Source organism: Streptomyces sp. NPDC034086 (assembly GCF_055575515.1).
Genome location: NZ_JBVISM010000018.1, coordinates 1 through 16,488, shown reverse-complemented (window position 1 = coordinate 16,488; position 16,488 = coordinate 1). Strand labels below are relative to the sequence as shown.

Here is a 16,488-nt window from a genome sequence, read left to right as displayed (position 1 = left end):
GCAGCGACCACAAGGGCTGGCTGGTTCACCGTGTCCAGTCGTATTTGACGTCGGCATGGAGTTGTTTCTCGACTGCACTGTACGCATTGTACCTCCCCTGATAGCAGCAGGACCCTCAGCTGCCTGAGCCTGAATTAGGCAATGAACCTCGGCGCAACCTCCATGATGGCCTACCTCGTCCAGAGCCGTCTTCAGGGGGCCGCTCGCCTGCTGACCATGCTTGTTGCGTCCGTAGTACTTCTGACCCGAAGGAGACGTGTACTCCGATACGAACTTCACACCAGTTTGATTGCGAATCTGATTGGCGTGGTCCACCAACGGATCGCCAGTATTGCAGTTGTGAACCAGGACCGGTGTAGCACCTGCGAGCACATAGTACGTGTGCTCGCCGGGCGGCCGTCACCTGCATTTTCACTGGTCAGCGAATTCCGGCCGGTCCGTAGGTGTGCGTGGAAGTGCCGTGCTGTGCGCCCCTGTTGCCGTCGGCGTTGCCGTCAGACGGCTGCGCGCGTGAGGGCGGTGGAGTGGGCTTTGGCCGGTGTCCTGCCCGGGTTGGGGTCGGGCATGGTCAGGGGGCCGTACGCTGGCCCGGCAACTCGGGCAGGTCGTGATCCTGCCCGGAATTTGAACGAGTGGCCCCCTGGCCTTGCCCGACGCGGGCCCCGGCCCGGGGAGGTGGGTAAAGCCCACGGAGCCGTCCGGCCCCATCTCCGGGCCTTCGCCCCGCCAACTCCCCGCCGTCGCCTCGCCGTCGGCCTGGCGTTCGCGTGCGGGCGCGTCCGGCTTCTTCAGCGCTTCCGGTGGTCGGCTACGCGTTTCTGCGCGGCCTGGTCGCTGGCCGGCCCGCGGTGGCGGAGCCGAGAGCGGGCCGGGTGGGCGGCCGTGCCGCGCGCGACCCGCGTCAGCGGGTCGCCTTGAAGACGTAGAGAAAGTTTGGACGCATCCCGCTTCGGCGGTACGCCGTTCGGCCTGGTACGGCAGCTGTCCTCCCTGGGTAGCTGCGCGCAGCCGGTCCGCCTCGAAGTCCAGCGCATCGATGTCGACGCCTTCACCGGCGAGATCCTGCGTGAACTGAAGTCCAAGGAACTTCCCGCCGGGCACCTCCTGGTCCGCTGCGGCAACCGCCGCACCACCCGCTGCCCCTCCTGCGCCGAGCTCTACCGCCAGGACACCTACCACCTCATCGCCGCCGGCCTGCGCGGCGGCAAGACCATCCCAGACCAGGTCGCCACCCACCCCCGCGTCTTCGCCACCCTCACCGCACCCTCGTACGGCCCCGTCCACGGGCGACGCGTGGGCGGCTCTGCCCGCTGCCGCTGCGGACGCACCCACACCAAGAGCGACCCGCTCCTCGGCACCCCTCTCGACCCGGAGCGGTACGACTACACCGGCGCCGTGCTGTGGAACGCCCACGCCCCCGCCCTGTGGGCCCGCTTCATGCTCCACCTGCGTCGCACCATCGCCGCCGTTGCCGGCGTCCCGCAACGCCTGCTCTCCAAGGTCGTCCGGGTCTCGTACGCGAAGGTCGCGGAGTACCAGCAGCGCGGGCTGATCCACTTCCACGCTGTCATCCGCCTCGACCGCCCCACAGGCCCCTACACCCCGCCACCCGCCTGGGCCACACCCGACCTGCTGGCCGATGCCATCCGAATCTCGGCCACCCGCGCCCGCATCGACGGGCCGGAGGCCAACGGCCGAGCCCACTCCTTCGCCTTCGGCCAGCAGATCGACACCCGGATCATCCGATCCACAGCCTTCCAGGCCGGGACCACGATCACCGAGGGCAAGGTCGCCGGATACGTCGCCAAGTACGCCACCAAGGGCACCGAAGCCGCCACCGGCACCCTCGACCACCGGCTGAAGAGAATCACCGACCTCTGGTTCGAGTCCGTACCCGAGCACGCCGCCCGCATGATCCGCACCGCCTGGACCCTCGGCGCCCGCGACGACCTCAAGCACCTGAACCTGCGCAAGTGGGCCCACATGCTCGGCTTCCGCGGCCACTTCTCCACCAAGACCCGCACCTACTCCACCACCCTCGGCGCACTCCGCAACGCCCGAGCCGCCTGGCACCGCCGCCACACCCCTCCGCCCTCCCCGACCACCCTCGTCCTCGCCCATTGGGCCTACGACGGCACCGGCCTCACCCCCGACCTCGAACGCCTCGCCGCACTCATACACGGCGGCCCGACACGCGAACAGGCGGTGACAGCCGGTGCGTGACGACGAACTCCTCACCGTCCCCGAGGCCATGACCCGCCTCAAGATCGGCCGCTCCGCCCTCTACGACCTCCTACGCACCCGCCGCCTCGCCTCCCTGACCATCGGCCGCGCCCGCCGCATCCCCGCCCACGCCCTCGCCCTCGCTGACTACGTTCAGCGCCACCTGGAAGAGACCGCCCGATGACCGCCCCCAAGCGCAAGAAGGCCCGCGCCAACGGCGAAGGCACCCTCTACCAGCGCAAGGACGGCCGCTGGGAAGCCGCCGGCTACGTCCTCGCCGCTGACAGCAACCGCAAACGCGTCCGCGTCTACGGCAGCACCCGGAGAGAAGCCGCCGACAAACTCGCCGAGAAGATCGCCGACAGCAACCGCGGCCTGCCCGTCGCCACTGCAGACAGCACCGTCGGTGACTACCTCACCTACTGGCTGAACGGCGTCGCCGTCCACCGGCTCCGCGAAAACACCCACACCCGATACGCCGCCTGCGTCCGCCTCCACCTCATCCCCGGCCTCGGCACCAAGAAGGTCGCCCGCCTCACAGCCAAGGACGTCCGCACCTTCCTCGACCGGCTCCACACCACCTGCCAGTGCTGTGCCCAAGGCCTGGACACCGAACGGAAGAGGTGCTGCGCCATCGGCGAGTGCTGCCAGAAGCAGCTGTCCGCTTTGACCGTGACCTACGTGCACTCGGTACTCAAGTCGGCACTGGAACACGCCGTCCGCGAAGACGAGCTGCCGCGCAACGTCGCTCGCGACGTCAAGACCACCACGCACCAGCCCAGGCGCTTCCGTCCGCTCACTGCGGCAGAGGCCCGTCAGTTCCTCGACGCGGCCCGCACCGATCGGCTCCACGCGCTGTACGAACTCGCCCTCCGCACCGGACTCCGCAAGGGCGAACTCCTCAGCCTCCACTGGGAAGACCTCGACCTCAGCACCGGAACGGCCAGCATCCGCCGCTCGCTCCAGCGCACCCGAACCGGCGGCCTCACCCACCTACCCACCAAAACCCGGGCGTCCGAACGCCGCATCGCCCTCCCGACCGAATGCCTCCACTCCCTCAAGGAGCACAAGGAACGGCAGGACAGGGAGCGGGAGACCGCTGGGTCAACCTGGCAGGACAGCATCCTCGTCTTCACCACCCCGACCGGCGGGCCTCTCGACCCGGCTAACCTCACCCGCCGCTTCCGCAGCTTCCTCAACCGGGCCGGACTCCGCCGCATCCGCTTCCACGACCTCCGCCACTCGACCGCCACCCTGCTCCTGGAGCAAGGCGTCGACCTCGTCGTCATCAAGGAACTCCTCGGCCACGCCCACATTGGCGTTACCGCTGCCGTCTACGCCCACGTCCGACTCCGCCTCCAACGCCAAGCCATCGACACCTTGGGCAGCGTCCTCGGTAGCAAGGCTGCCAGCCAGTAGCACTGAACTCATCCAGAACGGCCGACGGCCCCACGAGAAAACTCGTGGGGCCGTCGACGTCCGGCTGCGTTGCCGTCAGCGTTGCCGTCAAAGCAGCTCAGAGGACCGCTGGCGCAATGCCAGAAGACCACTGGCGCGTTTGCGTAGCACGCTGTTCACAGTAGGCCTATTCCGCCCAGCCCTGCGTATTCGACATTGATTCAATGGGGAATCCGCCGACCGCCCCCATTTCACTGCCGAATTTCTTCTTGTAAACGCTAGGAGCGAGATAGAGAAGCCCCTCGGCGGCCTGGAAGAATGGCCTGACGAAACACGTAAACTCTGAGGTCGACCCCAAGACAGCATCGTACGCATCCCTGCCACCCAAGATGCACGCGCAACGCGCATACAGGAAGTGGTCACTTGTTTGCGGCAGCTCCAAGCCAACCGCCAACACCACCGGGATCTCCGCTAGCTCCCGCCTGTCAATCCTATAAAGAGCCTCGCGCAGCTCTTCGGAAAACTTGACCAAATCGGTCGCATCCAGCCCATCAAGTCGCCCAGAGACCCGATCGAGAGCTGATCGCACATCGTCTCCCGACTGAGCAGGATTCGACCCGATGATGCTCCAGAAGTCGGTCACGCGATCCACCCTCACCAGAGCTCCAATTGCTGGAACCCTCTTTGTTGCAGCTTCTTCTTACCAGGCGAAGTTATGTCGTTACCCAACTGAACCCCTTGGCGCTTCAACTCCTCCATGCGGAGGTGCTCAGCGATGAAAACGTCGTCCTCTGTGCCGCATACGTGCGTGCACTTGACGTCATCGAGGCTCTTCAACCGCCCACTGTCAAGGTGATCCTTGAGCCTGTTCTTGAAGTTCAGCGTCTTGCCGACGTATGTCTTCCCGGGGTTCCACTGATCGGGAAACTCGTACACACCCTGATTCTTGTTGCAGTTATGGACAAGGACCGGAGTCTGCCCCGCCAGCACATAGTACGTGTGGAGGTCGGAGACCGTCAGATTGTACGTCTGCCGATCGGCTCTAAAGCGGTGAACACTGGCGACCAGGGCGAGGGTGCCTTCGTCTGTGCGAAGCGTCGCCCCAGGCTTCAGCTCGCCGGCGTCAACCCACGATTCGGCAGAGGTGGACCAGAACGGGTGATGTGCTGTGGTTGTAATGGGGCGATTTTCGCCCTCCACCTTCAGATCTATGTAATCTTTGTCGTCTTCAGTGAAGATCTCCGACGTAACCGTCTTCGATGCGGTTTCGCCGCTCTCTGGATCTGTGGCTACAACTTCTTCTCCGGTCCTGACGTCCTCGATATTCTTTACAGTTCCATTGGACATCAATATGAGCGTGCCGGCGGTAAAGCTGTCGCAGTGGGCGATGAGTTTAGCGGCTGTTCCTTCCTCCGCTATGGCAACCTTTGCGGCCCTGGTGCCCTTTGCGGCTCTTCCGATAGCTCCCCCGGCGACCGTGATGACGATGTCGACTGCAGCCATGCCGCAGCTCTTGTTCCAGCCGAAGTCTTTGCTGCATTCGTAGATGTTGCGGATTCCTAGGACTTCCATCCAATCGCCGCTCGGGTTGATAAGCCCAACAGCCTTAGCTCCTTGGCAGAATTGCTTATCGGTGCCGATGTATCCCGTCTGGCAAAAATCGTTTATCCAAAGGCTGAGGTTCTGCTCGTAGCTCTTCTTGGGTGAGTAATGCAAGACGTTCCGTGCGACCAGTTCGTCTTGAGTCGGAACGTATCGATTGATCAGGTAGATTTTGACGGTGCCGTTGGTGTCCTTGGGTGCCTTGGGTCCGTCGCCGCGGCTGCCGGTGTAGAAGTACTTGTTGTTGCTCTTGTCTCTGGGCTTGGCACCCTTGCTTCCGTAGTCCCATGTCGTGTCTGTGAAGTCCCAGTCGCGGGTCTGGCCGAGGTGGTCTGGGCTCCAGACGCTGTCGGGGTTGTTGACGCTGCAGCCGTCGCAGAAGAGGCCGGAGGGGTCGGATCCGCCGATGGGGTTGCCGTTGGCGTAGGTGTACCCGTTCATCTGGAGCGGGTTGGTGATGTCGATGATGGGGTCGACGGAGATGAACCGGCCGGTCGTGGGCTCGTACTCGCGGGCGCCTATGTGGGTCAGGCCTGTGTTGGTGTCGTCGATGCCGCTGCCGAGGAAGCCGCGGTTGCCGGGCCAGTTGCCGGGCTGGGTGCCGCGGGGGTTGCCGTAGGGGTCGGACTTGCGGCGGGTGATGTTCTGGCCGGCCGCGAGGTCGATGGTGGTGGTGGCGGTGCCGTGGTGGTCGGCGAGCTGGACGGTCAGCTGGTGGTTGGTTGCCTTGCCGCTGGTGCGGCGGAGGGTGGTGGTGTCGGCGCCGCTGTAGTAGCGGACGGCGTCGAGGGCCTGGCCGGCCTTGTTGACGGTGATCTCGGCTTCGCCGAGGTAGAGGGTGCGGCTGCTGCCGGTTTCCTCGATGAGGCGGTTGCCGCCGGCGTCGTAGATGTAGGTGGTGGTGTTGTCGAAGGTGAACTGCTGGGGTCCGGTGGCGTTGCAGGACCACAGCTGGAGGTCGGTGCCGTCGGCGGCGTTGTTGGGGACGTCGACGCACTGGTTGGTGGCCGGGTTGTTCAGGGACTTGTCGCCGGCGCGGTAGACGAACTTCTGCTTGTCGCTGCCGTCGCAGGTGGCGAGGACCAGCTTGGTGCCGCTGGTGGTGAGGCACTTGTCCAGGGCACGGACGGTGTTGCCGGTCAGGCGCCACTGCTGCGCCTTGGTTTCGTTGCAGGGGTAGATCTGCACCGGGGTGCCGTCGGCGGTGCCGCCGCTTTCGACGTCGATGCACTTGCCCGAGGCTCCGATGACGGACACGGCTCCGAGACCCGGGCTGGTGGCGGAGGTGAGCTTGCCACGGCGGTCCCAGTTCAGGGTCTGGGTGTCTCCGTCGATGCGCCGGCTGGTGGTGTTGCCGGAGGCGTCGTAGGTGTAGTCGGTGAGCGAGGTGACCGTGGAGCCCGGGGTACGGGTGGTTTTTTCGGTCTTGGCGAGGGCGTGGGGCTGGGTCTTGACCGGCGGCTGGGCGCCGCCGGCGAGGGTGACGCCGTAGGCGTAGGTGGTTTCGTCGTCCAGCGCGCTGTTGGTCAGGTCGCGGTTGACCAGCTTGGTCCGGTTGCCGAGGGCGTCGAACTGGTATTCCTGCCAGAAGCCGTCACCATCCGGACCCAGGGTGACGTCCGCCAGAGTCGGGCCGGTGCAGGCTGCGGTCTTGCCGGTCCAGGCCTTGGTGAGCTGGCCGATGTGGTCGTAGGTGTAACAGGTGCGGTCTTCCAGGCCGCCCGGGCGGGTGTCGGTGATGGAGGTGATGTTGCCTGCGGGGTCGTAGGCGTAGGAGACGTCGCTGATCCGGTTCGGTCCGGTTTCGCGGTCGCTGATCTGGTTGGTGACCTGCCCGGTGTTCGGGTTGTACTGCGTGGTGGTCCAGACCCGGTTCGGGGCGTTGCCGGACGCGGTGCGCAGGACATCGCCGAAGGGGCTGTACTTGATGTCGGCGGTGTACCAGGCAAGGCCGGACATGCTCTTGGGCATGCCGTCGCCGTCGTAGCGGGTGACCAGCTTCTCCGGGGCCAGGCCGCCCGGGGTGGCAGGCAGGGTGCTGGACTGAACCTTGCCGGTGGGGGTGTACGTCGTGCTGTACGCGTAGGTTCCGGCCAGGCCCTTCGCGGCTGGTACGTCCGGGATCGTGATCTTCGATCCGGTCGGCCGGTACTCGACGTCGTAGCCGATGACCTCGCTGGTGTAGGCGGCTCCGCCTTCGTATCGGGTCGAGGCGACAGGCTGGCCCTTCGCGCCCAGGAGGGAGTCGAACGACCACGAGGCGATCAGCGGTCCGTTGGCGGCGTTGTCGCGCAGCTCGGTCGTGCGGCCGAGGGCGTCGTAGGTCGTGTACTGGGTACGGCCGCTGGAGTCCTTGCTCCAGATCTGCTGGTCGAGGTTGTTGTAGCCGAACTCAGTGCGCCCGGTGTCGGGGTCCTCGGAGTAGGTCTTCCGCCCGCGTGCGTCGTAGCCGTAGGACCACTTGTTGCTGGCCGCGTCGGTGACGGAGGCCAGGAGGTTGCGTGCGTCGTAGGTGTAGGAGGTGCGGTTCCAGGTGGTGAGGTCGCTCGAGGTGGCGTGCTCGACCGCCGAGGTCCGTCCCAGGGGGTCGGTCCACGTCTTGGCGGCGCGGCTGCCCTTGAGGGGGGTGCTTCCGTCAACGGACATGGCCGAGCGGGTGAGGGTGTAGTCACCCCCGTACTGGGTGGTGGAGGAGTGCTGCGCAACGTCCGCGTAGAAGGTCGTGGACTGGATGGTCCGACCGAGGCCGTCGTACGCGGTCTTGGTGGAGTTCGGGACGTGGAAGACGCTCTCCGGAACGAAGATCTTCTTCGCCGGTGTGCCCTCGGCGTAGTAGCTGTTGTTGCTCTGGCGGACAGTGCCGTTCGCGTTGTACAGGGTGTCGGTGATCAGACGCCCCCCACCCAGGGCCTCGCCCTGGGTCTGGCGCGGACGCAGCAGGCCGTCATAGATCGTTACGGCCTGGCTGTAGGTGCCGTCGTCCTTGAGCGTGTTGCTGGTGACGGTCGAAGGCTCATGCTCCGCGATCTGGTAGGCGAAGGTGTAGGCGGCCTTGTCGGTGCCCTGCTTCCGCGAAGGGGTCCACACTCCGGTCGTACGACCGAGGGCGTCGTAGGCCATCGAAACCTTGCGGCTGTTGGCGTCGACACTCTCCAGGACACTCCCGCGGCCCGGATCGGACTTGGCCGTCACTGCATGGCCGAGCGCGTTGGTGACCGTCGTGGCGAAGACCGCACCCGTGCCGGGGCTGTAACTCGTCGCCGTGGCGTTGCCGGCCGCATCGTAGTTCTTGGTCGGGCGGCCGAGCGCGTCGTACTCGGTGCGCGTCTGGGTGACCCAGCCCGTACCCGTGGCGTCAAGGGTGTCGCCCTGAACGGGGAGACCCTTGTCCGGTGTCGCGCCGAAGGCGTTCAGGGCATCGTAGGAGGCGCGCGTATCGGACAGGACCTGGCCGGTCGCTGTCTTGGTGCAATCTCCCGCAGTAGTACGGGTGCGCTGCGTCAATCCGATGAGGTGCTTGGCGGTGTTGTGTACGTACGCGGTGGTCACACACTGCTGGCTCGACGAAGTCCACCCGGTGCCGTTCGGCGTCAGGACCTCTGCCTGTGCTGTCTGCGGAAGCCCGTACGTCGGGTCGAACGTGTGCTGGGTGCGGAGCATCTGAAGGCGGCCGCCGCTGACCGTCTGCAAGGAATCGGTACGGGCTGTGCCGGTGCGGAAGGCCTCCAGGGGTGTGGTGCCGTCCCGGGGCCGGGAGGCTGTCTTCTGCAGCCACGGCCAGTTCAGCACCCGTGAGAAGACCGCACCCCCGGCCTTGGTGTACGTGATGGTTTCCGCCGCTTGGCCCTGGAGCTGGAGGACGTCCTCACCCAGGTCCTCCGTGCCGGTGGAGTCCTTGACCGTGATCCTGGGGCGGCCGGCGTCGCCGGACATGCCGCGGAAGAAGCGGGTGCGGGTCTGGGACTGCTCGGTGGCGTCGGGCTTGCCCGTGTTGGCGGTGACACCCTTGTTCACCAGGACGCTGGCGTAACCGCGCCACTGGCTGTAGGTGCGCAGCTCAGGCTTGGAGAACTCGTCGCTGTCCTTGGCCCAGGCGGCGTCGCCTTCGTAGGTGTAGGAGGTGGTGACGTCGGGCTGGCGGGAGACGCGGTCCTTCTCGGTGACCTTGTCGACCACGTACTTGTTGAACCACTCAAGCGGGGGCTTCTCCAGCTCGCTGTCCGGAGACCAGTGGACAGGGAAGCAGCGGGTCGTGTTCTCTTCCGGCTTCGGGTGCGTCCCGCCAACGGAGCAGGGAGCGGAGTAGCCGACCGAGATCTCACCGCCCGTCTCGGTGCGTATGGTCTCTACACGCAGACGGTCGAAGTCGGGCGTGGCGTCGGTGGCGCTCGTGGCGACGCGGTTGGGCATGTCCTGGACGTTGGCCACGAAGGAGACCGGCGGGAGCGAGATGCTCTGCTGGTTTCCCGCCTCGTCCTTGGCCGTGCCGTACCCGGTGCGGGTGATCGACTCCAGCCACAGCGGCGGGTGGGTGTCCGTGCGCTGCCTGGGGAAGGACTGCGCCAGCGTCCACCGGTCCACCAGGGACAGAGCGGTGGATCCCTCGGCGCGCTGGCTGGAGGTGGTGACCGCGGTCAGGCGCTTACGCGTCCAGAAGGTCGGCGAGGGGACATAGCAGTCCTTGGCGCCCGTCTTGCAGTGCAGGGTGGACGGAGTGTCCCACCAGGGCTGCTTGTCACCGTAGTTGTTGCCCTCGAACTCCGTGTCCGAGCACTGGGTGGTGCCTTCCTTGATGCAGCGTTCGGCAACGGTGAACTCGACCTTGGCGGCCGGAGGCCCGGAGAGGTTGTCGCTGCGCAGACCGTAGGTGATCTGGGTGGGGTAGCCGGCACGGTCGTAGGAGACCGCTTCCTGGAACTTCCGGTTCTTCGCGTAGCGGTTGGTCTCCTTGGCCCAGTCAATGATCATGGCGTTGCCGTGGACGTCCTCGACATAGTCGAGGTTCCAACGCCACGCCTGCTGACACGACGAAGCCGCGTAGGAGCTCTGATAGCAGGGCTCGCCAGGATGGTTGCCGAAGACCGGGACGGTCAGGACCGAGTTGGTCACGGGCCGGCTGCCCGCGCCGTCGACATCATGGCGGCCGAAGAAGTAGCGCGTGCCGTCGCGCGTGGTGACGACCCAGTACTCGCCGTCCTTCGCTCCGTTCGCGACCGCCGAGTCCGTCTTGCGCTCGATACGGGAGCCGTTGTCCGAGGCCGGAATCCACTGCCCGGTGGCAGCGTCGTGAACGAGCTCGGCTGTCGATCCGCCCAGCGACATGACGAGGCTGTCGCCGGCCCAGCACAGGTCGCTTTTCTTCTTGTCGGAGGCGTTGTCATTGTTCGGAGCCGACGGACTCGCCTTGCGGTCTTCCGAGCAAGAGCGGTAGCGGCGCTCGATGAAGCCGGGCTCGTACCCCCAGCCGTCACCGATCCAGGACGCCTGACCGTTGGCCACCGACGTCTTGCCGTCGACAGCCTGGGAGGAATAGGAGAAGCCGATCTGGGGCGCGGGGCCTGCCGGCGGCGCGGGCACGGTCAGCGGGTACGACCATGAGAAGCCGCCGCCGCTGCCGCCTGCGGTCCAGGAACCGGTGGGGGACAGGGAGGTGGCCTTGTACGTGCCGCCCGCGCCGGATGCGCCGTCGGTGGCTGCGAGGACGGTCGGTCCGCCGCTGCCGCCGGCCATGGTGCGCATCCCCTGACCGGGCGCGGTGGCCGGGTCGATGGTGGCGCGGACGGTGCCCGTGGCCGGGTCGTTGGTGCTCAGGACGTCTTGGGCGACGGAGCACTCCGGCAGTTCCGGCGTGGTCAGGAAGCACTCCGGCAGCTGCTTGAGCTCCAGGCGCGTTGCCCACTCGGTACCGTAGAGGTCCTTGAACTTCTTGTAGTCCAGCTGGACATCCACGGGGGTCGACCCCTCGGCCGGCGGAGTGACCTTGATGAGGGCTCCGTCGACCTGGGCCGCTTCCGTCGCCGAGCGCGTCTCAACCGCCACCGACCACGTGCCCGAGGGGGCGGGTGGGGTTGGGTTGGCCTCCGTCGGAGATGCCTTGCCGATACTCACCGGAAGGCTGCCGGCCTGCACCATCTGGTCACCAGACAGTGCAACGCTGGCGGCACCCCCGGCCGGCGGCGCCACCTTCGACGGTTCGTACTCAGGCGGAGACGGGACCGGTGCGCCCGCCCATCCTTCGAGTTTGGCCGCTTCGACTTGGTCGAGCTTGGCCTTGATGTCCTGCTGCAGACCCGGCAGCTGCACGCCGTCCCGGGAACCCGGTGGTGCCGCCCAGGCCTGGACAGGAAGCAAAGTCGCCATAAGAGCCACGGACAGCGTGATGCCGGTACGCCCGGCCAGGCGCGTGCGTCTCGCTCGCGCCCTTCTGTTTCCGGGCAGGCGGAAATTATGCGCCGAGAACGGCGACATGTGGACCCCCCACGATCTGCCCACGATGTGAGATACACGTGTGGCAGGGAACTGACAAATAGTGCGCTGATTCTGCGGCCTGACGGGGATGAAATCCATAGACCGTTATCCGGTGTGGAATTAATCACTTACGTAATGCGTAGGTTGGTGCAATCGTTGCAAATCGGGCGCCATCTCAGGGACTTCGCAGGTGACCTCCGCCACCGAATGCGGCATGCTCAGCTCGCACATTTCTTACGCGAACGCCGGAGGGGAAGCCGGCCCCTTCGTGCTGCCCGTCAGGCGGGCCTATTACTTGAGAACACCCAGGGGTGGCGGATAGCGCATGCCCGAGGGGGGAGAATTCGCTGTGTCCGAAAATCAACCCGCCGGAGAGAATTCGCCAGCGGTAGCCGAAAGAACGCTGCTGGCAGACGCTGGTGACCCACCGCGCCGCTGGTTCCAACGCCGCCGGAACGTGGGCGGCTTGGCCGCGCTGCTGGCCGTGGCCGTCGCGCTCCCTGTCGGGGTGAGTCTCACGGGGGACGACCGTCAGCCGCATGTGGAAGCCAAGCCGACGCGCAAGGCGGGCGCGCCCGTGACTGCGGCCGAGGCGCGCCGGGAAGCCGCCGAGCTCAGGAAAGAGGTAGAGGTCACCGCTGAGACGACGGCGCACACCACCACGTGGGCGCAGCCGAGCGGTACCTTCAAGCTGAGGGTCTCCAGCCTGGCGACCCGGGCCAAGGTCGGCAACGATTGGAAGCCGGTCGACACGACGCTGGAACGGGTAGAGGGCGGCTTCGCACCGAAGGCCGTCAACGGTCGCGTGGTGTTCAGCGCGGGCTCGAAGCCACAGCCCGCCGACGGTGGGGGCGGTGAGCGAGCCTCGCGTGGCATTTCCCGTGTGGCCCTGGCCCGCCCCGCCGCAGTGACGGTGGACGGTCCCGCCCCTGTGTGGAGCGAGCTGGTACGGCTCACGACGGAGGGGCACGACGTGGTCGTGGCCTGGCCGGGACAGCTGCCCGCCCCGGTCATCTCCGGTCCGCGTGCCCTGTACGAGAACGTCCGCCCGGGCATCGACCTGGTGATGACGGCGCAGGATGCCGGTTACACGCACGTCCTGGTCGTGAAGGACAAGCAGGCCGCTGCCGACCCGCTGCTGGGGCAGCTGAACTATCGCCTTTCCTCCCCGGATCTGACCTTCCACCTGGACGAGGCTTCGCGTTCGGTGAGCGCGAAGGACTCCAAGGGCGTGGAGATCGCCGGTTCGCCGACCCCCTACATGTGGGATTCGGCGGGCAAGGTGGCCGTGACCGAGGGCGAGGCGCAGCCGGCGCCGGCTCCGGAGGCGAAGGACCACCCGACGCTTGCGCTGCCCGGGCTCAACGGTGCGGAAGGCAACCACGCGAAGGTCGCCAGTGCGGCCCTCTCACCGGAGAACATCCTGACGGTGACGCCCAGCAGGCAGCTGCTGGAGGACGCGGACACCGTCTATCCGGTCTTCATCGACCCCTCGTTCAAGGGTCACAAGCAGAACTGGACAGCGTTCTACAAGACCGAGGGCGGCTCGAGCTTCTGGAACGGGCAGAACTACAACAGCGGATCGGGTACTCCCGAGGCCCGTGTCGGATATGAGACGACGACCTACGGCACGTCGCGGGCGGCGTTCATCTTCGACTTCGGCACGCAGATCCACGGCAGCCAGATCCGTTCGGCGAACCTGCGGATGCTGCAGACCTACTCCTGGGGCTGTGACGCCAGGGCCTTCGACGTCTACCACACCCCGCTGATCACCAGCTCCAGCACCTGGAACAACACCAACACCAGCGCGTTCTGGAGCAACCGGATCGCGGGCGCGTCCACCGGTCACGGCTACAACAGCTCCTGCCCTGACGCCTGGGTCGGCATCGACATCAAGGCGAAGGTCGAGGAAGGCGCCCGCGGCGCCTGGCAGAACCTGACGCTGGGCCTGCGCTCGCCGAACGAGAACGACGCCAGCTATTGGAAGAAGTTCCTCGCCAACGGCGAAAGCGCCCCGTACATCGAGGTCGAGTACAGCAAGGTTCCCGACACCCCGGTCATGGCGAACATGAGCACCTCCCCGGGCGGTGCGTGCGTCACCGGGCAGCCGTTCACCAAGATCGGCAAGACGGATGTGGACTTCCGTACCAAGGCTTCGGACGGCGACGGCAACCTGCGCCGGCTGAACTTCCGGATCTGGGCCGCCGACGGCTCCCAGCCCGTGGCCGACGAACTCCGCGACACCAACAGTGACGGCGTCGCGAACGTGGTGATCCCGTGGGAGAAATTCACCCCCGGCAAGACGTACTACTGGCTCGCCCAGGCCATCGACTGGGACGGACAGTGGTCCGGCAGTGGCCCGATGGACTCCGGCGGTGGCGGCTGGTGCAGCTTCACCGTCGACCACACCCAGCCCACACCGCCCACCATCCGCTCCGAAGACTTCCCGGCCCCCGGCCCCGATGGCGCCGAGTGGAGCAAGAACACCCTCGGCCCCGGCAAGATCACGGTGATCGCGGGCGGAACCAATCCCGCGGACATCACCGAGTTCCAGTGGTCCCTCAACCACCCGGTCTACGACAAGAAGGCCGTCCCCGCCGCCGGGTCGGACACGGTGACCGTCGACGTCAACCCCGACAACGCCGGACCCAACCTCTTCTACGTCCGCGTCGTCAACAAGGCCGGCAACCCCTCCAACCCCGTCACCTATACCTTCTACGTCCGCCCCCGCCCCGGCCTCGACGGCCCCGGCGACACCACCGGTGACGGCAAGGCCGACCTCCTGGCCATCGACGCGGCAGGCGACCTGCGCGTCTACCCCGCCGACCAGATCGGTGACCTCGACGCCTGGATGCCGGCAGCCACCGACAACGGCAAGCCCGTCCCGGCCGGCTACTGGAAGGACGCCGCCGGCAAGAGCGCACTGATCGCGCACTCCCACGACTGGTACCCCGGCGACGGCATCACCGACCTCATCGCCCGCATGCCCGACGGCAGGCTCTACGTCTACCAGGGCGACGGCAACGGCCGCTTCGACATCAGCCGCCGCACCGAAATCCTCCTCCCGCCCGGTGCACCCGACCCCGCCACGCTCTCCCAGATCGTCGTCGTCCCCGACATGAACGGCGACAAGATGGAGGACGTCTTCGCCACCGCCGGCGACGCCTTGTGGATCCTCACCGGCTACAGCGGCGCCACCGTCACCGAAGCCCGCCAGCTGTCCGCCACCAGCTGGAGCAGGCGCGACATCATCGATATCCGCGACATCACCGGCGACAACGTCCCCGACCTCCTCTTCCGCGACGACACCACCCCCGACCGCGGCCTGGCCCTGCGCCGGGGCAAGCCCGGCACCGGCGGCGGCACCGACATCAACTCCCTCGCCCTCGCTGTCAACTCCGCCGACGGAAAGGACCTCACCTACGCCACCACCGGATGGGACAGCACCACCTGGCCCCTCCTGCGAGGCACCCCCGACGTCAACAACGACCAGATCCCCGACTTCTACGCCACCCGCAACGACGGCACCCTCCACCTCATCCACGGAGGCCGCACCACCGCCACCACCAGCTGGCGCGTAGAAGAAGACGACTGGGCCACCGCCCGCGCCATCGGCTGACCCAGCACCCGCTCCACCAACGAGTGCCCGGCCGGACAACTCCGGCCGGCACTCGTCCTCGGGCCCCTTCCACGGGGGCCCGAACTACAGCACTTCCATCCAGGGAGAACCCCCATGCCCCCACGTCTTGTCCGCCATGCCGTCGCAGCCGTCTCCGCGGCCCTCCTGGTCACCTCGTGCAGCGCCGGAGAAGAGACTCCCCACAGCGACGCCCCGCCGTCACCTGCGACTGCGGCGCCAGCGCCGAAGCCCCTGAGCGAAGAGCAGCTCACCGACCTGGCCTTGACCCCGCAGGATCTTCCTGGCCACAAGGTCGAGGAAGGGTTTCAGGGGCCGGTCATCTCCACGGATCGGCCCGAGTGCCGGGACCTGGCCACCGCACTCCTCGGCGGCGCCATGACCGGCACCGGCGGCCAGGTGCATATCCAGGCCACTAAGGGCACGACCACGACCAAGGTGTCGCTGCACTCTTGGTACGGGACGAAGGCAGCGACCCTGCTCGCCGATATCAAGGGCGCCGGCCGGGCATGCACGGGCGCCATCAACGTCGTGAACGGCGCCGAGAAGATGACACTCACCAACATCGTGCCCGGCGCAGCCCCCACTGCCGGTGACGAAAGCGCGTCCTTCAGTGCGGAACAGGACCTGAACGGCAAGAAGACGCCGATCGAGGTGGCCCTTGTACGCAAGGGCACGACCCTCGTGACCTTCACCGCGCGCAGCACCTCCGGAACGGCGGAAAGGCCGTCCGAGGTCGTGGCGGCCCAGCTGAAGAAGCTCAACTGAGCACCGCTGACCCCACCTCCGTTGCGGATGTTTCTGCACGGTGTAGCCACCGTCGCGGGCAAGATCGCAATCCCCTACCGGTTCGACTCGACCTTGACCTCATCACCACGGTGTGGACTCACAGCTCGACCTCGCCCGTGCAAGGCGAAGCCCCCTCCTGCCCGGCTACGGGCAGCTCCAGGAGCAGGGCCTGCTACTGAACTGTGCAGGCCCGCTCTGGATTCGCTGAGATCAGCACGTCACCCTAGGTCCTGTCCGGCGGATCTTGTGACTGTCTGCTTGTCCGGTCGTTAGGTGGGGCATGGGGCGGGGTGATCTGACGAATGCGGAGTGGGTGCGGCTTGAGCCGCATCTGCCCGCCGCCGGTCTGCGCGGTGGGCGCTGGTGTGACC

General features: G+C 66.7%; 7 protein-coding genes. 5 read left to right on the top strand and 2 right to left on the bottom strand.

The window, feature by feature from the left end; genetic code table 11:
* The first annotated feature begins 933 nt into the window (after positions 1-933).
* Genes ACZ514_RS28465 through ACZ514_RS28455 form a run of 3 tightly spaced genes read left to right on the top strand, consistent with a single transcriptional unit; the run spans position 934 to position 3,642 of the window.
* Positions 934-2,223 (top strand): replication initiator, encoded by a 1,290-nt coding sequence (locus ACZ514_RS28465; protein WP_469126006.1) that lies wholly within the window; start codon positions 934-936, stop codon positions 2,221-2,223.
* Complete coding sequence (locus tag ACZ514_RS28460) at positions 2,216-2,407, top strand: helix-turn-helix domain-containing protein (protein WP_469126005.1); 192 nt, start codon at positions 2,216-2,218, stop codon at positions 2,405-2,407. Before ACZ514_RS28465 ends, ACZ514_RS28460 begins: the two co-directional genes overlap by 8 nt.
* The gene (locus tag ACZ514_RS28455; protein ID WP_469126004.1) at positions 2,404-3,642 is read left to right on the top strand and encodes a tyrosine-type recombinase/integrase; all 1,239 of its coding nucleotides are present in this window, start codon (positions 2,404-2,406) and stop codon (positions 3,640-3,642) included. Before ACZ514_RS28460 ends, ACZ514_RS28455 begins: the two co-directional genes overlap by 4 nt.
* Positions 3,643-3,808: 166 nt before the next feature.
* Here ACZ514_RS28455 and ACZ514_RS28450 read toward each other — a convergent pair whose 3' ends face one another.
* Together ACZ514_RS28450 and ACZ514_RS28445 are read right to left on the bottom strand one after the other, a co-directional pair.
* The gene (locus tag ACZ514_RS28450; RefSeq protein ID WP_469126003.1) at positions 3,809-4,264 is read right to left on the bottom strand and encodes a DUF4240 domain-containing protein; all 456 of its coding nucleotides are present in this window, start codon (positions 4,262-4,264) and stop codon (positions 3,809-3,811) included.
* An 11-nt stretch (positions 4,265-4,275) separates the two neighbouring features.
* Positions 4,276-11,691 carry a ricin-type beta-trefoil lectin domain protein gene (locus ACZ514_RS28445; protein ID WP_469126002.1) on the bottom strand — a complete coding sequence of 2,472 codons (7,416 nt, stop codon included), beginning with the start codon at positions 11,689-11,691 and terminating at the stop codon, positions 4,276-4,278.
* A 577-nt stretch (positions 11,692-12,268) separates the two neighbouring features.
* On the opposite strand from ACZ514_RS28445, the gene ACZ514_RS28440 reads away from it, so the two are divergent.
* Together ACZ514_RS28440 and ACZ514_RS28435 are read left to right on the top strand one after the other, a co-directional pair.
* Complete coding sequence (locus tag ACZ514_RS28440; RefSeq protein ID WP_469126001.1) at positions 12,269-15,310, top strand: DNRLRE domain-containing protein; 3,042 nt, start codon at positions 12,269-12,271, stop codon at positions 15,308-15,310.
* Positions 15,311-15,424: 114 nt separating this feature from the next.
* Positions 15,425-16,096, top strand: a complete 672-nt coding sequence (locus ACZ514_RS28435; RefSeq protein ID WP_469126000.1) for a hypothetical protein — start codon at positions 15,425-15,427, stop codon at positions 16,094-16,096.
* Positions 16,097-16,488 lie beyond the last annotated feature (392 nt).

What these genes read in the sequence shown, in the direction of transcription:
- ACZ514_RS28445 (WP_469126002.1), bottom strand. Translation starts at nt 11,691, where the DNA reads ATGTCGCCGTTCTCGGCGCATAATTTCCGCCTGCCCGGAAACAGAAGG.
- ACZ514_RS28435 (WP_469126000.1), top strand. Translation starts at nt 15,425, where the DNA reads ATGCCCCCACGTCTTGTCCGCCATGCCGTCGCAGCCGTCTCCGCGGCC.
- ACZ514_RS28455 (WP_469126004.1), top strand. Translation starts at nt 2,404, where the DNA reads ATGACCGCCCCCAAGCGCAAGAAGGCCCGCGCCAACGGCGAAGGCACC.